Source organism: Antarctobacter aquimaris (genome assembly GCF_900184945.1).
In the GTDB taxonomy this organism is placed as follows: Bacteria; Pseudomonadota; Alphaproteobacteria; order Rhodobacterales; family Rhodobacteraceae; genus Maliponia; species Maliponia aquimaris.
In genome coordinates, this window is record NZ_FXYF01000002.1 from 59,757 (window position 1) to 82,951 (window position 23,195).

Here is a 23,195-nt window from a genome sequence, read left to right on the forward strand (position 1 = left end):
GGCATAGTCGAAGATGGCAATAAGCGAAAGCCGACCGGCGCAAAGCCGCGGGCGGCTGCCGCGGCCCCGCTCCGTGACGTGCCGGGTTTCAGACCTGCATGATTTCCTGCTGCTTGGCGTCCAGCGCCTCGTCCACCTTCTTGATGAACCTGTTGGTCATGTCCTGGACCTCGGTTTCCCAGAGCTTCTGGTCGTCCTCGGACATGCCGTCGGCCTTGGCCTTCTTGATCTGGTCCATGCCGTCGCGGCGGATGTTGCGGATCGACACGCGGGCGTGCTCGGCATATTGCGCGGCGACCTTGGTCAGTTCGCGGCGGCGCTCTTCGTTCAGCTCGGGAATCGGCAGCATGATGATGGTGCCGTTGAGCTGCGGGTTGATCCCCAAGCCCGACTCGCGGATCGCCTTCTCGACCTTGCCCACCAGGCCACGGTCCCAGACGTTGATGGTGACCATGCGGGGTTCGGGGACGTTGACGGTGCCCACCTGGTTGATCGGCGTCATCTGCCCGTAGGCGTCGACCATGACCGGCTCGAGCATCGAGGCCGAGGCGCGCCCGGTGCGCAGCGAGGCGAATTCGGTGCGCAGACTGGCCATCGCGCCATCCATGCGGCGTTCAAGATCGTCGGTATCCAGTTCGAAATCGGCGGACATCTGGGGGCCCCTCTTTGATAAGCTGTGCTCGGGTAGCACTGGTTAGCCCGACCTTTAGCGCAGATCAATCGCGATTGGCCAGAGGGCCGGCCGCCGTGCGCCCCTGTCGGCCGCTCGTCCCGCCCGGTTTCTCTGGTCTGAAAATACCCCGGGGAGTCGCCGCAGGCGACGGGGGCAGCGCCCCCGCGCCCTGTCGGCCGGCGTTTCAGGTGCGCGCGGGGCCCGGGCGGTCGAGGTGCGGGCGCGGCGCATCGCCGGACACGCGGGTATAGGTCCCCTTCCCGGCCAGGATGCCGCGAAAGCCGCCCGGTTCGTCCAGCGAAAAGACGATGATCGGCAGGTCGTTGTCGCGCGCCAGCGCGATGGCCGAGGCATCCATCACCTTGAGGTTCTTGCCCAGGCAGTCGTCGTAGGACACCCAGTCGTAACGCACGGCGTCGGTGTGCTTCATCGGGTCCTTGTCGTAGACGCCATCGACCTTGGTGCCCTTGAAGATCGCCTCGCAGGCCATCTCGTTCGCGCGCAGCGTGGCGGCGGTGTCGGTGGTGAAATAGGGGTTGCCGGTGCCGGCGGCAAAGATGCAGACGCGCTTTTTCTCCAGGTGGCGCACCGCGCGGCGGCGGATGTAGGGCTCGGCCACCTCGTCCATGCGGATTGCGCTGATCACCCGGGTGAAGACGCCCAGTCCCTCCAGCGCCGACTGCATTGCCAGCGCGTTCATCACCGTGGCCAGCATGCCCATGTAGTCGGCCGTGGTCCGCTCCATCCCCTGCGCGCTGCCCGCCAGCCCGCGAAAGATGTTGCCGCCGCCGATCACCATGCAGATCTCGACGCCCATGTCGTGCACCGATTTAACCTCGCGCGCGATGCGCTGCACTGTCGGCGGGTGCAGGCCAAAGCCCTGGTCGCCCATCAGTGCCTCGCCCGAGATCTTGAGCATCACGCGATTGTAGGTGGACTTCGGGGTACCGGCCTCGGTCATGTTGCGCTCCGTCACGGGGGGGATATGATCGCGGGCATATGTGGCGGAAAACCGGTTGGGCTGCAACGCCCGATCGGCCGCCCAAGAGGCAGCACCCGGGACAGGCCCTGCGCATGACGGACACCACGGCGATCGCGGCATGCCTCGCGGCCTGCGACCCGGCACGCCCCGTGCTGATCGCCGGGCCCACCGCCTGCGGCAAGTCGGCGCTGGCGCTGGCCATCGCCGAGGCGCAGGGCGGCGTGATCGTCAACGCCGACGCGATCCAGGTCTATCGTGACTGGCGCGTGCTGACCGCCCGCCCCACGGCAGCGGACGAGGCGCGCGCGCCACATGCCCTCTATGGCCATGTGCCAGGCGACCGGGCCTACAGCGTGGGCGACTGGCTGCGCGATGTGGCGCCGCTGCTGTCGGGTGACGCGCGGCCGATCATCGTCGGCGGCACCGGGCTATATTTCACCGCGCTGACCGAAGGCCTGGCCGAGATCCCGCCCACCCCGCCGGCGATTCGTGCCGAGGGCGAAACCCTGCTGGCGACGCGCGGCCTGCCCGCGCTGACGGCCGAACTGGACCCGCTCACCGCCGCCCGCATCGACCTGAACAACCCCGCCCGCGTCGCGCGCGCCTGGGAGGTGCAGCGCGCCACCGGGCGCGGCATCGCCGACTGGCAGGCCGACACGCCGCCGCCGCTGCTGCCGCTGTCCCGGGCGACCGCGCTGGTCGTCGAGGCGCCCAAGGCCTGGCTGACCCCGCGCATCGAGACCCGCTTTCGCGCCATGGTGGCGGGCGGCGCGCTGGACGAGGCGCGCGCCAACCGGCCCGGCTGGACCCCGGACCGCCCCTCGGCCAAGGCAATCGGCGCGGCCGAGCTGATGGCCCACCTGGACGGAGAGATCACGCTGGAGGAGGTTATCAGCCGCGCCACGATCCTGACCCGGCAATTCGCCAAGCGCCAGCGCACCTGGTTCAAGGCTCGCATGTCGGCCTGGCAGCCGGTCCAGGCAGAGGCGCTGGCGCGATGACCCGGCCCGGTTTCCTGCGCAACCCGATGCCGCCCGCCCCCGCGCGGCCCAAGGGCGTTGTGCGCTGCGGCTCCTACGGGCTGGAATTGCAGGGCGCACCGTGGAAATTCACCCTGCTGCACGACCGCGAGGAAGACGTGCTGATCTGGGTCACGCGCGGCCAGGGCAAGGTGATCGTGAACGGCATCCGGCGCGGGTTTTCCATGAACAACGCGCTCTATCTGCCTGCGGGAACACTGTTTTCCGTCGAGACCCAGACCGGGACACAGGCGCTGATCCTGCGCAGCCCGCAGGGCATGAACCCGCACCAGCCGCAGTCGCCCCTGCTGCTGCGGGTGCGCGAAAGCCATGCCCAGATGGAACTGACCGGCCACATCGACAACATGAGCCGCGAGTTACACGGCACGCGGCCGCTGGCGCAGGAGGCGATCGCCGCGCATGTCGCACTGGTCGCGGTCTGGTTGCAGCGGCAGGTCCGCGCGGGGGCCGCCGACACGCCGCCCGAAACCGCGGCGCAACGGCTGGTGCGGCGGTTCGCCGAGGCGGTGTCGCGGGATTTCCGCACCCCCGCGCCGATGGCGGACTATGCCGAGGCGCTGGATGTCACGCCGACCCACCTCAGCCGCACCTGCCGCATCTGCTGCGGCAAGACCGCCGCCGACATCCTGACCGAACGCAAGCTGCACGCCGCGCGCATCGCGCTGGAAAGCCCGCGCCCGGCGGTCAAGGATGTCGCGCTGTCACTCGGCTTTTCCTCGCCGGCCTATTTCACCCGCTTCATCCAGACCCACACCGGGGCCTCGCCGTCCGCCCTGCGGGCAGCGGCGCAGCCCTCTCCGACCCGGCCCTGAACCCGTTACGACGGGGAATGTCATGCGGAAGTGACTTGCATCCCGGGCCGTGTCGCTTTTGAATGCTGAAACTGTCGGTTTCGGTTCACAATACGGCGAAAGCGGACGTTGACGGAACAGGCCATCTCGTGCGGAATGGCCATCAACGAGAGGCGGTGTCCGGCAACGCGGACCGGACCTCTCGATCACACCGGGGCCCTCGCCCCGGCAAGACAACGATATGTCACAGGGAGAAACGAATGACATCGATGGACAACATGCGGCCGGTGCATCCGGCGGCAGAAATGTACGCGCGCGAATTCAAGCAGGGCCTGATGGACCGCCGCGAATTCCTGACGCGCACCACCGCGCTGGGCGTCACCGCCGCCACGGCCTACGCGCTGGGCGGTCTCGGCAGCCCGGCGCAGGCTGCGGCACATGCCCAGGCAGGCGGCACCTTGCGCATCCAGCAGGAAGTGCGCGCGCTCAAGGACCCGCGCACCTTTGACTGGACGCAGATTTCCAACGTCACCCGCGGGTGGCTGGAATACATGGTCGAATACAACCGTGACGGCAGCCTGCGCGGCGTCCTGCTGGAAAGCTGGGAAGCCAACGACGACGCCACCGAGCTGACGCTGAACGTGCGTCCCGGCGTGACCTGGAACAACGGCGACGCCTTCACCTCGGCCGACGTGGTGCGGATGTTCGAATACTGGTGCGACAAGAACGTCGAGGGCAACTCGATGGCCGGCCGCATGGCCACGCTGATCGACCCGGAGACCAACAAGCTGCGCGAAGGCGCGGTCACGGCCACCGACGACCTGACCGTCAAGGTCATGCTGCCCAACTCCGACATCACCATCATCGTCGGCATGGCGGACTACCCGGCCGCCGTGGTGCACGGCTCGCATGATCCGGCCACCATGCTGGACAACCCGATCGGCACCGGCCCCTACCTGCCCGAGACCGTCGAAGTCGGCGTCAAGGCCGTGCTGGTCAAGAACACGAACCACAGCTGGTGGGGCGCCGAGGCCGAGGGCTTTGGCGGAGCCTACCTCGACCGGATCGAGTTCATCGACTACGGCACCGACCCCGCCTCGTGGATCGCGGCGGTCGAATCCGAAGAAGTCGACATGCTCTATCAGAACGTGAACGAGTTCATCGAGATCGGCGACGCCATCGGCTGGGAGAAATCCGAGGTCGTGACCGGCGCCACCGTCGTGCTGCGCTGCAACCAGCAGACCCCGGTCGGCGACATCGTCCCCTATGCCGACGTGCGCGTGCGCAAGGCACTGCAGATGGCGGTCGACAACAGCGTCTGCCTCGAGCTGGGATATGCCGGCCTGGGCGTGGTGGCCGAGAACCACCATGTCGCCCCGGTGCACCCCGAGTACGCCGACATCGGCCCGACCGAGTTCAATCCCGCGGGTGCCGCGGCGCTGATGGCCGAGGCCGGCATGGCGGACTTCGAGCATGAGCTGATCACCCTCGACGACGGGTTCAACAAGAACACAGGCGACGCGGCGGCGGCGCAGATGCGCGACGCGGGCCTGAACGTCAAGCGGACGGTCCTGCCCGGCTCGACCTTCTGGAACGACTGGGCCAAGTATCCGCTGTCGATCACCGAGTGGAACCACCGTCCGCTGGGTGTGCAGGTGCTGGCGCTGGCCTATCGTTCGGGTGAGGCCTGGAACGAAGCCGGCTATGCCAACCCCGAGTTCGACACCAAGCTGAACCAGGCCATGTCGATCGCCGACGCCGACAAGCGGCGCGAGGTGATGGCCGAGATCGAGAAGATCATGCAGGACGACGCGGTGATCATCCAGCCCTACTGGCGGTCGCTCTACCGCCACTACCGGCCGGGTGTGATCGGGGCCGAGATGCACCCCTCGTTCGAAATCCACGTCTACAAGCTGGGCCTCGCCGCCTGAGCCGATGACGCCGGGCCGCCGCGATGACGCGGCGGCCCTTTTTTCCGGACACGTCCGGACCGGCAAGAAGACGGGGTCCACCCCGCTTTGAGAACGACAGGGGCTGACATGGGACTGTTCATACTCCGGCGTTTGTGGGTCATGCTGCTCACCGCGCTGTGCCTGACCTTCATCGTCTTCTTTCTGACGAACCTCTATCCCAACCTCGAGAAACTGGCGAAATCCGAAGGCAACTTCCGGATGACCGACGAACAGGTGGAAACCTGGCTGGGCAACCGCGGCTACACCGCCAACGTCTTTTCCAAGTACGGCCAGTGGCTGGGCGTACTTCCCGGCTACGTGATCGAGGGCACGGACGGCACGGTGCGGGCGCGCTGCCAGGTGCCGGGCGAGCCGGTCGAGGAGGCCCCGACCTTCTGCGGCGTGCTCCAGGGCAAATGGGGCCTGTCGACAGTGTTCAAGGTCTCGGTCGGCCAGAAGGTCGGCGAAAGCCTGGCCCTGACCGGCAAGCTGATGTTCTGGGTCATGGTCCTGATGGTGCCCTCGGCGCTGATCCTGGGTGTCCTGGCCGGGATGCGCGAGGGATCGGCCACCGACCGGGCGCTGTCGACCGTGGCGATCACCACGACGGCGACGCCGGAATACGTCTCGGGCGTCATCTTCATCGCGGTCTTCGCCTCCACGGCGGTGGGGCTGCAATGGTTCAAGGCCACGGCCACCTCGGCCATGGACAGCGCCAACTTCGAGAACTTCTTTCTGCCGGTGCTGACCATCTCGCTCTACGGGATGGGCTACATCGCGCGGATGACGCGGGCCTCCATGGCCGAGGTCATGACCGCGCAATACATCCGCACCGCGCGGCTCAAGGGCGTCAGCTTTCGCAACATCGTGGTGAAACACGCGCTGCGCAACGCGCTGATCGCGCCCTTCACCGTGATCATGTTGCAGTTTCCCTGGCTGCTGAACGGCGTCGTCATCGTCGAGACGCTGTTCAACTACAAGGGCTTCGGCTGGACGCTGGTCCAGGCCGCGGGCAACAACGACATCGAGCTGCTGCTCGGCGTGTCGGTCGTGTCGGTCTTTGTCGTGCTGATCACCCAGCTGATCTCGGACATCGGCTACGTCTATCTCAACCCGCGCATCAGCGTCAGCTAAAGGGAGGCCGACATGGAAGAACTCTCCTGGGGGGCCATCATCCTCCGCGTCCTCGCCCAGTTCACGCCTGTGTGGATCTCGCTGGTGCTGGTCTTCGTCGTCTCGATCATGTTCAAGCGGCGGCTGGGCCTCTACGGCAAGCTGTTCGACAGCCTGATCGGCATGATCGGCTTTGCGCTGGTGATGTTCTGGGTCTTTGCAGGCGTCTACGGCGCCTTCGACCTGATCGTCACACACGACAGCCTGAGCCAGATCGCCGGGATGAAGAACAAGCCGCCGGGCACGCCGATCTCCGGCGCGGCCGAGGGGCTGTATCCCTATTACCTGCTGGGCGGCGACAACCTGGGCCGCGACGTGTTCTCGCGCATGGTGGACGGCGCCTGGGTTGTGGTGCAGATCGCGCCGCTGGCCACGGTCTTTGCCTTCATGGTGGGGATCACGCTGGGCCTGCCGGCCGGCTTCTACGGCGGCAAGCTGGACACGGCGCTGAGTTTCCTGGCCAACCTGATCCTCGCCTTCCCGGTCATCCTGCTGTTCTACCTGCTGGTGACACCCGAGATCATCGCCACCGGCATCCCCAACTACATGGCGACCTTCCTGTTCGTCTTTCCGCTGATCTTTGCCGCGGTCATGCTGAACTCGCGCTATCACACCCGTCCCCGGCTGCGCACGCCGCTGATGATCGGCGTGCTTGGCACGCTGGGCTGGCTCTACCTGTCGCTGGTGTCCGAGGTGGGATCGAAGGTGCACCTGATCCCGGGCTTCGCCGACCTCTTTGACGTGCCGGGCGGGATCCTGGTGGTCTTCGTCTCCGTGGTCTTCGTGAACTCGCCCACGGTGTTCCGCATCGTGCGCGGCCTGACCATGGACATCAAGACGCGCGACTACGTCGCCGCCGCGCAGACCCGCGGCGAGGGCCCGTGGTACATCATGCTGTGGGAGATCCTGCCCAACGCGCGCGGTCCGCTGATCGTCGATTTCTGCCTGCGCATCGGCTACACGACGATCCTGCTGGGAACGCTGGGCTTCTTCGGCCTGGGCCTGCCGCCGGAAAGCCCGGACTGGGGCACCACGATCAACGACGGCCGACGCCTGCTGCGCATCTACCTGCACCCGGCGCTGGTGCCGGCCTTCTCGCTGCTGACGCTGGTGCTGGGGCTGAACCTGCTGGCGGACGGGCTGCGCGAGGAATCGCTGCGCGATTGATTGACTGCGGGACCGGGGCGCTGCCCCGGACCCCGAGGTATTTTCGGCCAGAAGAAACCATCAGCGGTTCGCGGCCGCTCCGAACGGGAGAGACGACATGAAAGACGGCTACGAAGGCCCGATCCTCGAGATCGACAACCTGTCGATTTCCTTCTTCACCCGGCTGCGGGAAATCCCGGCGGTGATGGATTTCTCGGTCAGGGTGCGGCCGGGCGAGGCGGTGGGCCTCGTCGGCGAATCCGGCTGCGGCAAGTCCACCGTGGCGCTGGGGGTGATGCAGGACCTGGGCAAGAACGGCCGCATCGTCGGCGGCTCGATCAAGTTCAAGGGCCGCAACCTCAACGAGATGAGCCAGGAACAGCTGCGCCACATCCGCGGCTCCGAGATCGCCATGATCTACCAGGAGCCGATGGCCTCGCTGAACCCGGCGATGAAGATCGGCCGCCAGCTGATGGAAGTGCCGATGATCCACAAGGGATCGTCGGAAAAGGAGGCCTTTGACCGCGCGCTGCAGGTGGTCACCGACGTCAAGCTGCCCGACCCCAAGCGTATCCTGGACGCCTATCCGCACCAGCTGTCCGGTGGCCAGCAGCAGCGCATCGTAATCGCCATGGCGCTGATGGCCGAACCGGCGCTGCTGATCCTGGATGAGCCGACCACCGCGCTGGACGTGACGGTCGAGGCCGCCGTGGTCGACCTGGTCAAGGAACTGGGCAAGAAATACGGCACCTCGATGCTGTTCATCTCGCACAACCTCGGGCTGGTGCTGGAAACCTGTGACCGGATCTGCGTGATGTACTCCGGCGAGGCGGTGGAAACCGGCAGCATCGAGGACGTCTTTGACAAGATGCAGCACCCCTACACCCAGGCGCTGTTCCGCTCGATCCCGCTGCCCGGCGCGGACAAGAACGCGCGCCCGCTGGTGGCGATCCCCGGCAACTTTCCCCTGCCCCACGAACGCCCGGATGGCTGCAACTTCGGCCCGCGCTGCGACTATTTCAAGGCCGGGACCTGCGACGCCGTGGAGCGTGTCCCGATGCAGGACATCGCCGGCAACGAACGGCACCGCTCGCGTTGCCTGAGGATCGACGAGATTGATTGGAACGCGCCGCTGGCGGCGGTCAAGACCAACCTCAAGTCCGAACCGGGCCGCGTCGTGCTGAAGATCGACAACCTCAAGAAATACTACGAGGTCTCGGCCAACGCCCTGTTTGGCCGGTCCGGCGCGACCAAGGTGGTCAAGGCCAACGAGACGCTGAGCTTCGAGGCGCGCGAATCCGAGACACTGGCCATCGTCGGCGAATCCGGCTGCGGCAAGTCGACCTTTGCCAAGGTGCTGATGGGGCTGGAGACGGCGACCGACGGGCAGATCCTGCTCGACAACCGCAACATCGAACAGATCCCGATCGAAAAGCGCGATACCAAGACCATCGCCGACGTGCAGATGGTGTTCCAGAACCCCTTTGACACGCTGAATCCCTCGATGACCGTGGGGCGGCAGATCATGCGCGCGCTGGAGATCTTCGGCGAAGGCAACTCCGAGGACGAGCGGCGCGAGCGAATGCTGCGCCTGCTGGACCTGGTCAAGCTGCCGCGCGCCTTTGCCGAGCGGATGCCGCGCCAGCTGTCCGGCGGGCAGAAACAGCGCGTCGGCATCGCCCGGGCCTTTGCCGGCGGGGCGCGGATCGTGGTGGCGGACGAGCCGGTGTCGGCGCTGGACGTGTCGGTGCAGGCGGCGGTGACCGACCTGCTGATGGAAAGCCAGCGCGAGCAGAAGACCACGCTGCTGTTCATCAGCCACGACCTGTCCATCGTGCGCTATCTCAGTGACCGGGTCATGGTGATGTACCTGGGCCACGTGGTGGAACTGGGCACGACCGACCAGGTGTTCTCGCCGCCCTACCACCCCTACACCGAGGCGCTGCTGTCGGCCGTGCCGATCGCCGACACCAAGGTGCAGAAAAAGCACATCGTGCTGGAGGGCGACATCCCCTCGGCGATGAACCCGCCGTCGGGCTGCCCGTTCCAGACGCGCTGCCGCTGGAAGGACCAGGTGCCGGGCGGGCTGTGCGAAAAGGAGGTGCCGCCAGTGCGCGTGATGGCCGATGGCCACCAGATCAAGTGCCACCTGTCGGACGAGGCCATGGCCAGCATGGAGCCGGTGATCAAGGTCGCCGCGGAGTGACCTGCCGCCGCGCCTGACCGGGGGCGCGGCCCTGCACGGGCTGATCCTGGCGCTCGTCTTTTCCCGGAAGTTCCGGATTACAACCAGTTGCAGGGCAACCTGGTGCGAGAGGCGTCCGCCATCGCCAAGATCTACAACGACATCCACCGATACGATCCCGACCGGCCGGAGGCGATCCAGACCGCGCTGTCGCCCTGGGCACGGGTGGTGATCGACGAGGAGTGGCAGCAATTGTCGCAGAGCCGCGCTGAGCGGCGAAGGTTGGCGCCTGCGCGGGGTCGGGTACCTTGCCGTGCTGGACCTCCTACTGCAAGCCCCGCGCGAAGGGTCATTGCGGGCGCATATGCTGGACAAGGCGCAGAAGATCGCCGAACTGCGGCAAGAGCGCGAGAACACCGCCCCCTACCGCATCAGCCCGCTGTTCTGGTTCGCGGCGGTGACGGGCATCGTGCTGGTGACGGTGCCCTGCTTCATCTTCGCCCCGACGCGGCTGCACCTGGCGCTTGTGTCGGTCCATGGCGGGTTCGCCGGGTTGATCATGTACGTGATCTTTGCCTTATAGAACCCGTTTGGCGAGCCCGGCGCGCTGGAAACGGCCGCCTTCGAACCGCTGGAGGCGGCCGGGATCGGGATCGGGTCCTGAGGCTTTCCGGTGGCGGACCATCTTGATCCGCGCGCAGGTCGCGCCCTCGGGTGGCACAGGGCCTGATTTTCCGCCTCCCGGGTGGACGTCATGGCCCCTGCGGCCCAGCCGGCCAGCTTGTCTGGTCAGGCCCGCGCTTTTCCCGGGCGACCTCCAAACCATCGAAGCTGCGGCAGCCTCTGAGACCCGAACGGTCTGTAGTAGGCACGGCGCCTGTGACGCGTGACTGCGCCACCGGGTCTCACTGTTCCTGTCCCACGATGGAGTCCGTCACCGCCGTCCCGCCATCGCGCGACTTGCGGATGTAGTAGGGCGAAATCGTCGAATGCTCCAGCAAGGCGCGCTGCTGCTTGAGGGTCAGCGGCCGGTCGAACCGGAAATCGGTGACGGTGTCGTAGATACCGCTGCACCGCACCGAAAGCGCCGTGTCCTCCACCTCGATCCGGGCTTCGCCGCCGCGCAGGTCCGACAGCGCCTCGTCGAAGGCGACCACGTTCAGTGGATGGAACCGGCACCCGCCCTTGCCCAGGGTCAGGACCAGCCCGTCGATTCGGCGGCTGCCGACGTGCAGGCAGGCCGGAATTCGGCAGGCCTTGCGGTTGTAGAGCAGCGCCATGGCCCAGCGGTAGCCGGTGTCGATCAGCATCAGCACGGCGATGAACACCGTCATGACGGCGACGACCGCCCCGGCGGCAAACAGCTTGTCCTCCTCGGCGCGGCGCTCGACCTCGGACCAATTGAAACCCGAACCGGATAGGAACCCGCCTGTCCGGCCTTGCTGGATTTGCTGGAAAATCGCAGAGCCGGTTTCGACGCAGGCCAGCGTGCTTTGCTGGTCGAACTCGCTGAGCATGGCGCGGATCCGTGCCGGGTTGTAGCTGCCGCCGCTTCCGATACGCTCGGCCTCGGCCATCAGGTCGACGGCGATGGTCGAGACGCTGTCCAACCCGTTGTCATGCAGCGTCCGGACGACTCGGGCTTCGGACAGGCCGGCCATCTGCGCCGCCAGCCGGTCCGTCATGACGGCAGGCACATCGGCCCCTTCGGACGGCAGGGCGGCCAGCGTGCGGGCCAGCGACATAAGGTCCGCCGGGACCTGGCAGGACTGCGCCTGCACCCCACGCGGCGCGGCAAGGCACACAACGCACATCACGGCCAGCGCGGTCAGCTCGGCCCGCGCCCGTCGCCGGTACGAAGTCATGAACATGGCCGCCGCTCCCGTGCATGGGCATCACGGTGCGCAGTCTTGCAGCAAAGGCATAAGCAAAGCTTAAACGGCGCCCGAAGGCGGTGCGTCAGCCGCCCCAGATTGTCTTGACGTAGTTGCGGGTTTCACGGAAGGGCGGTACGCCGCCGTGTTTCTCGACCGCGCCGGGCCCGGCGTTGTAGGCCGCGAGCGCGAGCTTCCAGCTGCCGAATTTCTGGTATTGCTGCTTGAGATAGCGCGCGCCACCTTCCAGGTTCTGAACCGGGTCGTGCGGATCGACGCCCAGCAGGCGCGCGGTGTCCGGCATCAGCTGCGCCAGCCCGATGGCGCCCTTGTGCGACAGCGCCTTGGGGTTGAAGCGCGACTCCTGGTTGACCAGCCGCAGGAACAGGTCCTCGGGGATGCCATGCTTGCGCGCGGCGGTGCGCGCCATGTCGGCATATTGCCCCTTGTAGCGGCCCCGATAGGCCGGCAGGTCGCCGTCCGCGGTCGTGCCCCACTTGGTGGGTGTCACCACCTTGGGTGGCTGCAACCGGACCGAATCCTTGTACTGCCGGGCGGCGCGGTTATCGAGCACCTTGGTCTGGTTGGAAAACAGCAGCGCCCGGTTCTTGGTGGACAGAACCTCGGCCGCGGCGCCTTGCGCCAAGCCAACCGATAGCAGAACGATCACCGTTCCGCGCAAAAAGCCGCGTCTCATCAAACTGTCCCCGTCGTCCAATTTCCTGACTGACCCGCGCACTATACGCAATTGGAGGAAAATCGCCAGACCCACGGACCGCGACCCTTCACCGTGGTTCCATGGATGGTATAGGGTCGGCGAACACGCGCCGAAGCTGAGATTCGAAAGGGAGAGACATGGCAGGTTCCGTCAACAAGGTGATCCTGGTGGGCAACCTCGGCCGCGACCCCGAGGTGCGGACGTTCCAGAACGGCGGCAAGGTCTGCAACCTGCGGATCGCCACGTCGGAAAACTGGAAGGACCGCAACACCGGGGAGCGCCGCGAGCGGACGGAATGGCACTCGGTCGCCATTTTTTCGGAACCGCTGGCCCGCATCGCCGAGCAGTACCTCAAGAAGGGGTCCAAGGTCTACATCGAGGGCCAACTGGAAACCCGCAAGTGGCAGGACCAGAGCGGCCAGGACCGCTACAGCACCGAGGTGGTGCTGCGGCCCTACCGGAGTGAGCTGACCCTGCTCGACAGCCGCGACGGCGGTGGCGGCGGCAGCTTTGGCGGTGGCTCCTCGGGCGGCTATGACGATCCGGGCCAGGGCGGCGGCTACGATGACCGCGACTATGGCAGCAGCAGCCGGTCCGGCGGCGGCTCGGGCCCGTCGCGGGCCCCGGCGCGCGACATCGACGACGAAATTCCGTTCTGATCCCCTTGCGGGACAAGTGAAACAACGGCGCGGGCCGTCGGATCGCAGGATCCGGCGGTTCGTTTGCCTTCCAGCCGCGCCATGGGCCATCGGGCGCCCGATTGCCGCGCCCGGTAGCACCGCGCCGCGACAAGGCTTATGTCCGACACGTCACCCCGCAGACAGGAGGGCCCTGCATGACCTGGACCATTCGCCTCGGCACGCTTCTGGGCTCGGAACTGCGGGTGCACGCCACCTTTTTCCTGCTGCTGGCCTGGGTCGCCGCGGCGGCCTGGGCCGAAAGCGGCCCGGCGGCGGCGCTGGACAACACGCTGTTCATCCTGGCGCTGTTCGCCTGCGTGGTGGCGCATGAATACGGCCACGCCCTGACCGCGCGGCGCTACGGCATCCGCACGCCGGACATCACCCTGCTGCCGATCGGCGGCATGGCCCGGTTGGAACGGATGCCCGAGAAACCCGCGCAGGAGATCGCCGTGGCGCTGGCCGGGCCGGCCGTCAACGTGGTGATCTGGGCGGTACTGGTCGGCTTTGGCGCCACGACACAGCTGGAGGCGCTGGCCGACCCGTCGAACCCGCAGGACTTCCTGGGGCGGCTGGCGGCGGTGAACCTGTTCCTGGCGGTGTTCAACCTGATCCCGGCCTTTCCGATGGACGGCGGGCGGGTGCTGCGGGCGTTGCTGGCGATGGGCACGGACCGCGTGCGCGCCACGCGCATCGCCGCCACGGCGGGGCAGATCGTGGCCTTTGTCTTTGGCTTTCTCGGCCTGACCTCGGGCAACCTGATCCTGCTGCTGATCGCGCTGTTCGTCTTCATGGCGGCCCACGCCGAGGCGCGCGACGTCGAGGCGCACGACTTTGCGCGCGGCCTCTTTGTGCGCGACGCGATGATCACCAGTTTCGAGCGGCTGGCGCCCACGGACCCGATGCATGTCGCGGCGCAGACCCTGATCCGCACAACGCAGCACGAGTTTCCGGTGCTGGACCGCGACGGTCGGCTGCTGGGCTTTCTGACCCGGACGGCGCTGTTCCGGGCGATGGCCGAAGGCCACAATACCCTGCCCGTGGCCGAGGCGATGGAGAGCGTGCCCGCCCTGCCCCTGACCGCGCCGCTGGCCCAGGCGCTGGACGCGCTGCAAGGCGCGCCCGCCGTCGCGGCGACGGACGCGGGCGGGCATGTGATCGGCTATGTCACCGCCGAGAACCTGGGCGAGCTGATGCTGTTGCGCGGTCGGCGCTGACGCGCGCCATCAGCGGGCGGCCAGCTGATCCGAAAGCAGCCGCAACACGGCCTCACGCGGCACGTCGGAGGTGACAAAGGCCTGGCCGATCCCGCGCGCCAGGATAAAGCGCAGTTGCCCGTCGATCACCTTCTTGTCCTGCCCCATGAGGTCCAGCAGCGACTCGGCGCCGGGCAGATCGCCGGGGATGTCGGCCAGGTCGCAGCGCATCCCGCTGTCCTTCAGGAGTGCGCGCACGCGGCTGGGGTCTTCCTGCGCACAGAGGCCCAGCCGGGCCGACAGTTCAAAGGCCAGCGCGCAGCCGATCGCCACCCCTTCGCCGTGCAGCAGCCGGTCGGAATAGCCGGTGGCGGTCTCCAGCGCGTGGCAAAAGGTATGGCCCAGGTTCAGCAGCGCGCGGTCGCCCTGCTCGGTCTCGTCGCGCAGCACGATCTCGGCCTTCATCTCGACCGAGCGTTTCACCGCCTGTGCCCGCGCGGCCCGGTCGCCGGCGGCGATCCTCGGGGTGTTCTCTTCGAGCCAGGCAAAGAACGCCGCGTCGCCCAGCAGCCCGTATTTCACCACCTCGCCGTAGCCAGCAAGAAAGTCGCGCGGCGGAAGCGTGTCCAGCACGCCGATGTCGGCCAGCACCAGCGCGGGCTGGTGAAAGGCGCCGATCAGGTTCTTGCCCTGCGGCGCGTTGATCCCGGTCTTGCCACCGACCGAACTGTCGACCTGCGCCAACAGCGAGGTCGGGATCTGCACGAACCGCACCCCCCGGCGCAGCACGGCGGCGGCAAAGCCGACAAGGTCGCCGATCACGCCGCCGCCAAGGGCTATCACCACGTCGCGCCGTTCGACCTTCTGTTCCAGCAGCCATTCCACCGTGCGGGTGAACTGCGGCCAGCCCTTGGTGGATTCGCCCGGCGGCAGGGTCAGCGCGACGCAATCGATGCCTTCGGACGCCAGCGCGGCGGTGAGCGCGGGCAGATGCGCGCGGGCCACCGTTTCATCGGTGACCACGGCGACGCGCGGACGTTTCAGCAGCGGCGCGATCTCGGCCCCTGCCCTTGCCAGCAGTCCCTCGCCGATGCGCACATCGTATTCGCGCCCCGGCAGGGGCACCGACACCGTTTCGATCATTCCACTTTCTCCAGAACATCGGGCCGCCGCGCCAGCAGGGCCTGGGACACGCGGCGCGCCATCTGGTCCAGCGACAGGCCCGGCACCGAGACGACCTCGATATCCGCCTTGGCGTAGACCGGCACCCGCGCCTCGTAGAGCGCGCGCAGGGTGCCCTTGGGATCGGGGGTGCGCAGCAGGGGCCGGGTGTCCTTGTGCCGGACCCGTTCCCACAACAATTCAAGGTCGGCATTCAGCCAGACCGAGACCCCCATGCGCGAGATCATCGCGCGGTTGGCCTCGGACACGAAGGCACCGCCGCCGGTGGACAGCACGCCCGGTTCACCCTCCAGCAGGCGTTCGATCACCTGGCTTTCCTTGCGGCGGAAAAAGGCCTCGCCATCGCGCGAGAAGATCTCGGCGATGGTGCGGTTGGCGGCTTCCTCGATCTCGTGGTCCGAATCGCGGAACACGACGCCCAGCTGCGCCGCCAGAGTCCGCCCGACCGCTGTCTTGCCGGCGCCCATCATGCCGACAAAAACGATAGTCTTGTGCAGGATCAAACCCTTGTGAACCGCCGCGTCGGCCATCCTTCGCCCATCTCTTACCTGTTGCGTGAATGACGTGAACGCGGGAAAAAGGCTAGGTATAAGTTCAAAAAACTGAGGCAGGGGCATTCCACCATGGGCTGGTTGATCAAATGGCTGTTCTATCTGCTGATCCTGGCCGGGTTGGTGCTTGTGGCGTATGCCTATGTCGGCCCCTACTTCGGCGCCGACTTCAGCCCGCCGCAATCCGAACGCCGTCTCCCGGTAGAGCTCGATGGCGGTTGAGCGGACGCAGGGGCGCGCGACGATGACAGGCTCGGCGCTGCGACTGCTGGTCGCGGCGGCGCTTGGCATGGGGTCCATGGGTGCCGATGCACAGACCGATCCGGTTGCGTCCAGTGCCGCGCCGCCGCGGGTCGAGGCGGCCCCGCTGGAGGCGATGAACGCGGGCGCGGCGGGTCTTTTGTCGCCGCGGGTGACCGGCCTGCCCTTTTCGCTCTGGGTCGCGTCCGAGCCGCGCACGCTGGACAGCCTGACCCGGACGCTGGACCTGCCGGTCCCCGCCCTGCGCGCGCAGATGCGGGTGATGATGCTGGCCGAGGCCGATCCGCCCAGGGGCGACCGTGACCTGGCGCATCTGACCTCGCGGCTGGCCTGGCTCAAGGAACAGGGCCATGTCGAAGAGGCGCTGGCGCTGCTGGACATCACCGGGGTGCAGGATCCGCACCTGTTTGCCGCCTGGTCCGACCTCGCCCTGTTGCTGGGCCAGGTCGAGCCGGTGTGCCGCGCCCTTCAGACACAGCCCACGCTGAGCGACGACCTGGCCTTGCGCATCTTCTGCGCCGCGCGCAGCGGCGACTGGCCGCGCGCCGCGCTGACCCTGCAAAGCGCGGTGACGCTGGGCGACCTGCGCGGCCGGCAGGCGGAGCTGCTGACACGCTTCCTCGACCCGGAACTGGCGACCGATGCGCCGCTGTTGCCGCCGGTGCGGCCGACACCGCTGGAATTCCGCCTGTTCGAGGCGCTGGGAGAACCGCTGCCCACCGCCCCCCTGCCGCTGCATTACGCGGTGCTGGACCTCGGCGGCGACAACGGCTGGCGTGCGCAGGTCCAGTCGGCCGAACGGCTGGCAAGGGTCGGCAGCCTGCCGGCCAACCGGCTGCTGGGCATCTACACGCTGCGCGAACCGGCGGCGTCGGGCGGGGTCTGGGACCGGGTCGCGGCCTTGCAGGACTTTGAACGCGCGGTGGCGCGGGGCAGCGCCAACACCGGGCAGGAACTGGTCCGGGTCTGGCCACAGATGGCCTCGGGGCGGCTGCTGGTGCCCTTTGCCGAGCTGTTTGCCGAACCGCTGGCGGCGCTGCCGCTGGAGGGGCGCGCGGCGGGGCTGGCCCGGCGCACCGCCTTCCTGTCGCCCGCCTACGAGAGCCTGGCCGCCGCCATGACCGACGACAGCGCCGAAACGCGGTTCCTGACCGCCATCGCGCGCGGGCAGACCCCGGAGCGGATCGCCGACCTGCCGCATGCCGAGGCGGTGGCCGCCGCTTTTTCCGGCGCGGCGATGCCGCAGGACCTGCGCGGTTACCTCGCCGAGGGCAAGCTGGGCGAGGTCATCCTGCGCGCCATGGCGCTGTTCGGCAGCGGGGCTGCGGGCAACGGGCAGGACCTGACCGACGCCATCGCCACCTTTCGCACCCTTGGTCTGGAAGACCTGGCGCGGCGCGCCGCGCTGGAGCTGATGATCCTCGACGCCGAAAGGGCGCGGCGGTGACCCCGTCCCGCTGGGTGCCGCTGTTCCTCGAGGCGCTGGCCGCCGAACGCGGCGCCGCGGCCAACACGCTGGCCGCCTACGACCGCGACCTGGCCCATGTGCAGGACTGGATGTCGGGCAAGGGGCTGGACCTGGCGGATGCCACGCAGGCGGACCTGGAATCCTACCTGGTGTTCTGCGATGCGCAGGGCCTGTCCCGCGCCACCCGCGCGCGCCGCCTGTCGGCGCTGAAACAGTTCTACCGCTTTGCCTTCGAGGAAGGGTTGCGCGGCGACAACCCCGCCATCCAGATCACCGGCCCCGGCCGGGACAAGCGCCTGCCCAAGACGCTGTCGGTGCCGGAGGTGGACGGGCTGCTGGAGGCCGCCGAAGGCCATGGACGGACCGAGGCGGACCGCCAGCGCAACACCTGCCTGATGCAGGTGCTTTATGCCACAGGCATGCGGGTCAGCGAGCTGGTCTCGCTGCCGCTGGCGGCGGCGCGGGGCGATCCGCGGATGCTGCTGATCCGCGGCAAGGGCGGCAAGGAACGCATGGTGCCGCTGTCGCCGCCCGCGCGGGTGGCTCTCGCGGCCTGGCTGGCGGTGCGGCAGGCGCAGGAGGACGCGGCGCGCACCCAGGGCAAGCCGGCCTCGGCCTTCCTGTTCCCGTCGCGCGGCAAGGCCGGGCACCTTTCGCGCCACGCCTTCTACATGCTGATCAAGGAATTCGCCGTGGGCGCCGGGGTATCCCCGGACAAGGTGACACCACACACCCTGCGGCACGCCTTTGCCACTCACCTGCTGGCCAACGGCGCCGACCTGCGCGCCATCCAGACGCTGCTTGGCCATGCCGACGTTGCCACGACCGAGATCTACACCCACGTGCTGGAAGAGCGCCTGCGCGACCTGGTGCTGGAGCACCACCCGCTCGCGCGCGACGACTGAAACGTCTCAGGCCGCCTCGGAGGCGGGTGGCCGCACCTTCAGCTTGGTGATGCGGTTGTTCTCGCGCGCCATGACCTCGAACCGGAAGCCGTGAAAGCTGAACACCTGGCCCACGGTCGGGATCATCTGCGCCTCGTGGATCACCAGGCCGGCGACAGTGTTCGCCTCGTCGTCGGGCAGCGACCAGTCGGTCGCGCGGTTGAAATCGCGGATCGTCATCTGGCCGTCGATCAGGTAGTGCCCGTCCTCGGCCTTGCGGATCGGGTGTTCGGCATCGGGGTCGAACTCGTCGGTGATCTCGCCCACGATCTCCTCGAGGATGTCCTCGAGGGTGATCAGCCCCTGAAGCGCGCCGTATTCGTCCACAACCAGCGCGAAATGCGTCCGGCGGCGCAGGAATTGGCGCATCTGCTCGTCCAGCGCGGTGGTGTCGGGGATGAAGTAGGGCTTCATCGCCACATCGGTGATGTTGAACCCGGCTATCGCACCGGCCATGGTCTGGTCTTCGTCCACCAGCTTGTACATGGCGCGCAGCAGGTCCTTGGCGTGGATCACGCCGACGATGTTCTCCGGGTCGTCGCGGAACACCGGCAGGCGGGTGTGGCTGCTTTCAAGGCATTGCTCGAGGATCTCCTGCGGCCGCGCCCTGGCGTCGATCATCTCGATCTTGGATCGGTGCAGCATGATCTCCTCGACCGTGCGTTCGCCGAGGTCGAGCGCGCCCAGGATGCGGTCGCGGTCCTCCTTCTGCACCACGCCCTCGGAATGGCCCAGCTGCAACGCGCCTGCGATCTCCTCGCGCACGGCCAGGATGTGGCTGTCGGGGTCGGTCTTGACCCCGAAAACGCTCAGCACCGCGCGCACCAGGACCCGCACCGCCGTGACCACCGGCGAAAACACCAGCACGATCACGGTGATCGGCCCAGAGACCTTCGCGGCGGCGTCTTCGGGGTTGGTGATGGCGTAGGTCTTGGGCAGCACCTCGGCAAAGATCAGCACGACGCAGGTCATCACCAGCGTCGCCAGCGCCACGCCGGATTCGCCGAACGCGCGGGTGAACAGCGCCGTCGCCAGCGAGGTGGCGAGGATGTTGACGATGTTGTTGCCCAGCAGGACCGAGCCGATCAGCCGCTCGTTGTCCTCGGTGATCTTGAGCGCGCGTTTGGCCCCGACCGATCCCTTGTCCGTCGCGGCGCGCAGCTTGCCGCGCGAGGCGGCGGTCAGCGCGGTTTCGGACCCCGAGAAGAAGGCCGACAGCATGATGAGGCCGAGGATCGACGCGGTCGTGATCCAGAAGGCGGCGTCCAGCGTGCTTGTATCTGCTTCCATGAGATCGGGATTCCTCTACACTCCGCTGGGTTATGGGGGCCGCTGCGGCGGCATTCAAGGGGGCGGGAATGATCGTCACGGAACTGGGCGGAATCAGCGGCAGGCTGCTGGTGTTCGGAGGGGTCTACTCGAACCTCCAGGCCTTGCGCGCCTTGCGCGCCTATGCCGACGCGGCGGGCATTGCCCCGGCGCAGGTGATCTGCACCGGCGACGTGGTCGCCTACGGCGCCGATCCGGCCGCCTGTGTCGACCTGGTGCGCGACTGGGGCGTGACGGTGGTGGCGGGCAACGTCGAGCGGCAACTGGCGGCAGGCGCGATGGACTGCGGCTGCGGCTTTGACGAGGGCAGCACCTGCGACCGGCTGTCCGCCGGCTGGTACGCCCATGCGGATGCGGGTTGCGATTCGGCGGCGCGGGGCTGGATGGCGACGCTGCCCGATTTCGTGACCTTCCGGCACGGCGACCGGCGCTGCGTGGTGCTGCACGGCGGAGCCAGCGACATCGCGCGGTTTCTCTGGCCGGTGTCGCCGGAGGACGAATTCGCCGCCGAACGCGCCGTGCTGGAGCGGCTCTGCGGGCCGCTGGACCTTGTGCTGGCCGGGCACAGCGGGCTGGCCTTCACGCGGCGCGTCGGCAGCATGGACTGGGTCAACGCCGGGGCGATCGGCATGCCGCCGAACGACGGCGCGCGCGACACCCGCTTTGCCCTGCTCGACGAGGACGGCACCGTCCACCTGGAGCGGCTGGCCTACGATGCCGAGGCCGCAGTGGCGGCGATGCGGGCGGCGGGGCTGACGCAGGGCTACGACCGGGCGCTGCTGAGCGGCTGTTGGCCGTCCGAAGACGTACTGCCCGAGGCACTGCGGCGCGGCGCCGGGGCGGTGCCGGCATCCGCCCTTCCCTGACCCACCATGAAATAAAACTCAAATCAATGGCTTGTCGGCCGGTTCTCATGCCACCGGCGCGGTCCTGAACCACCTCCTCCTGCCTTGATCTGTCTCAAGGCCGCGACGCCCCTGCCTGCTACCCTGTCTGTCATCGAGGATCAGGAGACGCGCCCGGCCCGCGATGGGGGGAACCGTGAGACGAGGTTGGATCGGAGCAATGCGGCTGGCGGTGCTGAGTGCCGCACTTGGCCCGTCTAGCGCACAGGCGCAGGGGCTGGACATCAACGACCTGCTGCGCGGCGGCACCGGCGATACGCCGGAGCGCACGGTCCCTGCCCCGGTCGATCCCGGCCTGACGGACAGGCTGCGCGGCGCGCCGCCGTGGCAGGCCGAATCCGCCGCCGACTCGCCGCTGCTGCCCGCGCCGCCCGTCCTGCCCTTTGCCGAAACCGCGCTGGCCGGTCGCTGGACCGGGGTCGGCGCGCAGTGCGCCGGGCAATACCTTGACCTGACCGCCACCGACGGCGGCTACGCGGGCACTTTCCAGCGGCGGAACGCGCGCAGCGGCAGGCAGGTCGTGACCCGCATCGCAGCACAGCCCGACAAGCCCTGGCAGGGTGCGCCGCATCCGCTTCAGGACGGCGCCTTTTTCAGCTTTGCCCGGCAATACGCCGCGCAGGTCACTCCGCCCGCCAGCACCGCCCCGGTCCCCGAGGGCGGCTGGCCGCTGACGCTGATCCTGGCGCGCGAGGCCGAAACCGGCGCCCTGACCCTGCGCTTTCTCGAGCCGGTGACGGTCTGCGCCTTTGCACGGGAGGGCGGCTGATGCGGGTCTGGATGCTTTTCGGGATCGGCGCGGCGTTGGCGCTGCTGATCCTTTCCACGTCAGGCACACGGGCCGAGACGGCGGCCGAGCTTGAACGCCAGGTCAGCCAGATCCGCGCGAACCTCGACGATGCCAAGGCCCTCATGGGGGAACGCAACGTCGAGCTTTTCGCGGTCCGCGAGTTTCTCCGCCAGGCGCGCAACGACTGGATCAACGCCTGGGTCATCAACGAGGCGGCGATCCGCCGCGACCAGGCGGAAATCGAGGCGCTGCGGCGAATGGGCGTGTTCAATCAGAACTCGCGCGACCTGAACGACAAGATGCGCGCGCTGCTGGCCGAGCGTGCCCGGCTGGAGCGGCTGGACGGGCAGCGGATCGAAGAATGCGACCCGCCCTGCACCACCATGGCGGACCTGCTGCGCGCCTACAACGCGCGGCGCGACCGCGAACAGGCGCTGACCCGGGGCATCGCCGACCTCGACGACTGGCGCAACCAGCTTTTTGACGAGCTGGCGGCGCTGAAACCCCGGCTGGCGGCCAGCCGCAAGGCCGAAACCGCCGCGTTGCAGGCCGAACTGGAGCGCCTGCGCGACAGCCGCAGGCGGCAGTCGGGACTGCTGAGCGACGGGGAGACCTTCCTGCTGCCCGACCTGGACGGCACCGGCTGGCCGCTTGTCCTGACCAAGCAAGAGCTGATCCAGGAGGTGATGGGCACCTATTTCGTGACCGGCACCTCGACCGACGTCGACAGCGAGACCTTCCGCAGCGAGATCGCGGCCATCGCGCGGACCCTCCTCGCGCAGTCCGAAAGCCTGAAACGCCAGGCGCGGGCCAACCTGGCCACGCTCGACGCCGACATCGCTCAGCTTGAACGCCGCCTGGGGGGCAACGCGGACGGGCAGCGCCCCGTGGCGGCGGACGGCACGGCCACCAATTGCCCGCCGCGCAACCCGGACCCCGCCAGCCGCACCCACCGCATTCCCGCTGATGCCCGGGACAGCTACCTGTCCTGCGCCTATTTCCCCGGCGACGACGGCCCGATACAGGCGCAGGTCCGCTACGAGGACGGCAAGGAAACCGGCATCGCGGCCTATTTCAGCCTCGACGGCGGGCACCACCTCGACAACATCCACAACACGCGCGGATCGCGGCAGGCGGGCGCGGACTGCCGCTATCATTCCGCCAGCGCGATCCGCGAATATCACCTTTACGGCGATGACGGGACAGAGGTGGCAGCGTTCTGCGAACCGGACGGCACCCTGGGCCGCTGCGATTTCATCACCCATGACGGGCAGGCGCGCAACTGCCGGATGCCCTGCACCGACCAATGCGCCGATCAGCGCCGGGCGATCGGCTGGCCGCCGATGCAGTGACGC

Annotated in this window: 22 protein-coding genes; 15 read left to right on the forward strand and 7 right to left on the reverse strand. The window is 68.0% G+C overall.

The genetic code is table 11. The annotated features are described in order from the left end of the window. Positions 1 to 88 precede the first annotated feature (88 nt). Both frr and pyrH read right to left on the reverse strand, forming a co-directional pair. Complete coding sequence (gene frr / locus MAA8898_RS03080; protein ID WP_094019522.1) at positions 89 to 652, reverse strand: ribosome recycling factor; 564 nt, start codon at positions 650 to 652, stop codon at positions 89 to 91. A 205-nt stretch (positions 653 to 857) separates the two neighbouring features. After that, complete coding sequence (pyrH, locus tag MAA8898_RS03085) at positions 858 to 1,634, reverse strand: UMP kinase (protein WP_094019523.1); 777 nt, start codon at positions 1,632 to 1,634, stop codon at positions 858 to 860. Between the two features lie 113 nt (positions 1,635 to 1,747). Between pyrH and miaA the strand changes: the two genes are divergently transcribed. The 7 genes from miaA to MAA8898_RS03120 all read left to right on the forward strand — a co-directional run bounded on the left by miaA (position 1,748) and on the right by MAA8898_RS03120 (position 10,525). Beyond that, positions 1,748 to 2,656 (forward strand): tRNA (adenosine(37)-N6)-dimethylallyltransferase MiaA, encoded by a 909-nt coding sequence (gene miaA, locus MAA8898_RS03090; RefSeq protein ID WP_094019524.1) that lies wholly within the window; start codon positions 1,748 to 1,750, stop codon positions 2,654 to 2,656. Continuing rightward, on the forward strand, positions 2,653 to 3,507 hold the full coding sequence (locus MAA8898_RS03095) for a helix-turn-helix domain-containing protein (protein ID WP_094019525.1): 855 nt from the start codon (positions 2,653 to 2,655) through the stop codon (positions 3,505 to 3,507). Before miaA ends, MAA8898_RS03095 begins: the two co-directional genes overlap by 4 nt. A gap of 239 nt (positions 3,508 to 3,746) precedes the next feature. Continuing rightward, complete coding sequence (locus tag MAA8898_RS03100) at positions 3,747 to 5,417, forward strand: ABC transporter substrate-binding protein (protein ID WP_094019526.1); 1,671 nt, start codon at positions 3,747 to 3,749, stop codon at positions 5,415 to 5,417. A 108-nt stretch (positions 5,418 to 5,525) separates the two neighbouring features. Further along, on the forward strand, positions 5,526 to 6,572 hold the full coding sequence (locus MAA8898_RS03105) for an ABC transporter permease (RefSeq protein WP_094019527.1): 1,047 nt from the start codon (positions 5,526 to 5,528) through the stop codon (positions 6,570 to 6,572). Positions 6,573 to 6,584: 12 nt separating this feature from the next. After that, positions 6,585 to 7,778 carry an ABC transporter permease gene (locus tag MAA8898_RS03110; RefSeq protein WP_094019528.1) on the forward strand — a complete coding sequence of 398 codons (1,194 nt, stop codon included), beginning with the start codon at positions 6,585 to 6,587 and terminating at the stop codon, positions 7,776 to 7,778. 97 nt (positions 7,779 to 7,875) lie between these two features. Next, positions 7,876 to 9,963, forward strand: a complete 2,088-nt coding sequence (locus MAA8898_RS03115) for a dipeptide ABC transporter ATP-binding protein (protein ID WP_094019529.1) — start codon at positions 7,876 to 7,878, stop codon at positions 9,961 to 9,963. A 292-nt stretch (positions 9,964 to 10,255) separates the two neighbouring features. Further along, entirely contained in the window at positions 10,256 to 10,525 is a 270-nt protein-coding gene (locus MAA8898_RS03120; protein WP_141194780.1) for a bestrophin-like domain, read from the forward strand. A gap of 322 nt (positions 10,526 to 10,847) precedes the next feature. On the opposite strand, the gene MAA8898_RS03125 is transcribed toward MAA8898_RS03120, so the two are convergent. After that, positions 10,848 to 11,813 (reverse strand): hypothetical protein, encoded by a 966-nt coding sequence (locus MAA8898_RS03125; protein WP_094019531.1) that lies wholly within the window; start codon positions 11,811 to 11,813, stop codon positions 10,848 to 10,850. Between the two features lie 88 nt (positions 11,814 to 11,901). Continuing rightward, positions 11,902 to 12,513, reverse strand: a complete 612-nt coding sequence (locus tag MAA8898_RS03130) for a lytic transglycosylase domain-containing protein (RefSeq protein WP_094019532.1) — start codon at positions 12,511 to 12,513, stop codon at positions 11,902 to 11,904. A 158-nt stretch (positions 12,514 to 12,671) separates the two neighbouring features. On the opposite strand from MAA8898_RS03130, the gene ssb reads away from it, so the two are divergent. Together ssb and MAA8898_RS03140 are read left to right on the forward strand one after the other, a co-directional pair. Continuing rightward, positions 12,672 to 13,193: a single-stranded DNA-binding protein gene (gene ssb, locus MAA8898_RS03135; RefSeq protein WP_094019533.1), complete on the forward strand. Its 522-nt coding sequence runs from the start codon at positions 12,672 to 12,674 to the stop codon at positions 13,191 to 13,193. 176 nt (positions 13,194 to 13,369) lie between these two features. Further along, positions 13,370 to 14,431, forward strand: a complete 1,062-nt coding sequence (locus MAA8898_RS03140) for a site-2 protease family protein (RefSeq protein ID WP_094019534.1) — start codon at positions 13,370 to 13,372, stop codon at positions 14,429 to 14,431. Positions 14,432 to 14,440: 9 nt separating this feature from the next. On the opposite strand, the gene aroB is transcribed toward MAA8898_RS03140, so the two are convergent. Together aroB and MAA8898_RS03150 are read right to left on the reverse strand one after the other, a co-directional pair. Further along, the gene (aroB, locus tag MAA8898_RS03145; RefSeq protein WP_094019535.1) at positions 14,441 to 15,553 is read right to left on the reverse strand and encodes a 3-dehydroquinate synthase; all 1,113 of its coding nucleotides are present in this window, start codon (positions 15,551 to 15,553) and stop codon (positions 14,441 to 14,443) included. Further along, on the reverse strand, positions 15,550 to 16,122 hold the full coding sequence (locus tag MAA8898_RS03150) for a shikimate kinase (RefSeq protein ID WP_094019536.1): 573 nt from the start codon (positions 16,120 to 16,122) through the stop codon (positions 15,550 to 15,552). Before MAA8898_RS03150 ends, aroB begins: the two co-directional genes overlap by 4 nt. A 93-nt stretch (positions 16,123 to 16,215) precedes the next feature. Here MAA8898_RS03150 and MAA8898_RS26130 point away from each other — a divergent pair, with 93 nt between their 5' ends. Genes MAA8898_RS26130 through MAA8898_RS03160 form a run of 3 tightly spaced genes read left to right on the forward strand, consistent with a single transcriptional unit; the run spans position 16,216 to position 18,777 of the window. Further along, a complete protein-coding gene (locus MAA8898_RS26130; RefSeq protein WP_176445051.1) occupies positions 16,216 to 16,365 on the forward strand; it encodes a hypothetical protein in 150 nt (49 codons plus the stop codon). A gap of 22 nt (positions 16,366 to 16,387) precedes the next feature. Continuing rightward, entirely contained in the window at positions 16,388 to 17,851 is a 1,464-nt protein-coding gene (locus tag MAA8898_RS03155; RefSeq protein ID WP_094019537.1) for a hypothetical protein, read from the forward strand. After that, complete coding sequence (locus MAA8898_RS03160; RefSeq protein ID WP_094019538.1) at positions 17,848 to 18,777, forward strand: site-specific tyrosine recombinase XerD; 930 nt, start codon at positions 17,848 to 17,850, stop codon at positions 18,775 to 18,777. The genes MAA8898_RS03155 and MAA8898_RS03160 overlap by 4 nt, the downstream gene beginning before the upstream one ends. A 6-nt stretch (positions 18,778 to 18,783) precedes the next feature. Here MAA8898_RS03160 and MAA8898_RS03165 read toward each other — a convergent pair whose 3' ends face one another. After that, positions 18,784 to 20,106: an HlyC/CorC family transporter gene (locus MAA8898_RS03165; RefSeq protein WP_094019539.1), complete on the reverse strand. Its 1,323-nt coding sequence runs from the start codon at positions 20,104 to 20,106 to the stop codon at positions 18,784 to 18,786. Between the two features lie 68 nt (positions 20,107 to 20,174). Here MAA8898_RS03165 and MAA8898_RS03170 point away from each other — a divergent pair, with 68 nt between their 5' ends. The 3 genes from MAA8898_RS03170 (at position 20,175) to MAA8898_RS03180 (ending at position 23,192) form a co-directional block, all read left to right on the forward strand. Continuing rightward, positions 20,175 to 21,011: a metallophosphoesterase family protein gene (locus MAA8898_RS03170; protein ID WP_094019540.1), complete on the forward strand. Its 837-nt coding sequence runs from the start codon at positions 20,175 to 20,177 to the stop codon at positions 21,009 to 21,011. Between the two features lie 175 nt (positions 21,012 to 21,186). After that, the gene (locus MAA8898_RS03175; RefSeq protein ID WP_141194782.1) at positions 21,187 to 21,819 is read left to right on the forward strand and encodes a hypothetical protein; all 633 of its coding nucleotides are present in this window, start codon (positions 21,187 to 21,189) and stop codon (positions 21,817 to 21,819) included. Then, entirely contained in the window at positions 21,819 to 23,192 is a 1,374-nt protein-coding gene (locus MAA8898_RS03180) for a coiled-coil domain-containing protein (RefSeq protein WP_094019542.1), read from the forward strand. The genes MAA8898_RS03175 and MAA8898_RS03180 overlap by 1 nt, the downstream gene beginning before the upstream one ends. Positions 23,193 to 23,195 lie beyond the last annotated feature (3 nt).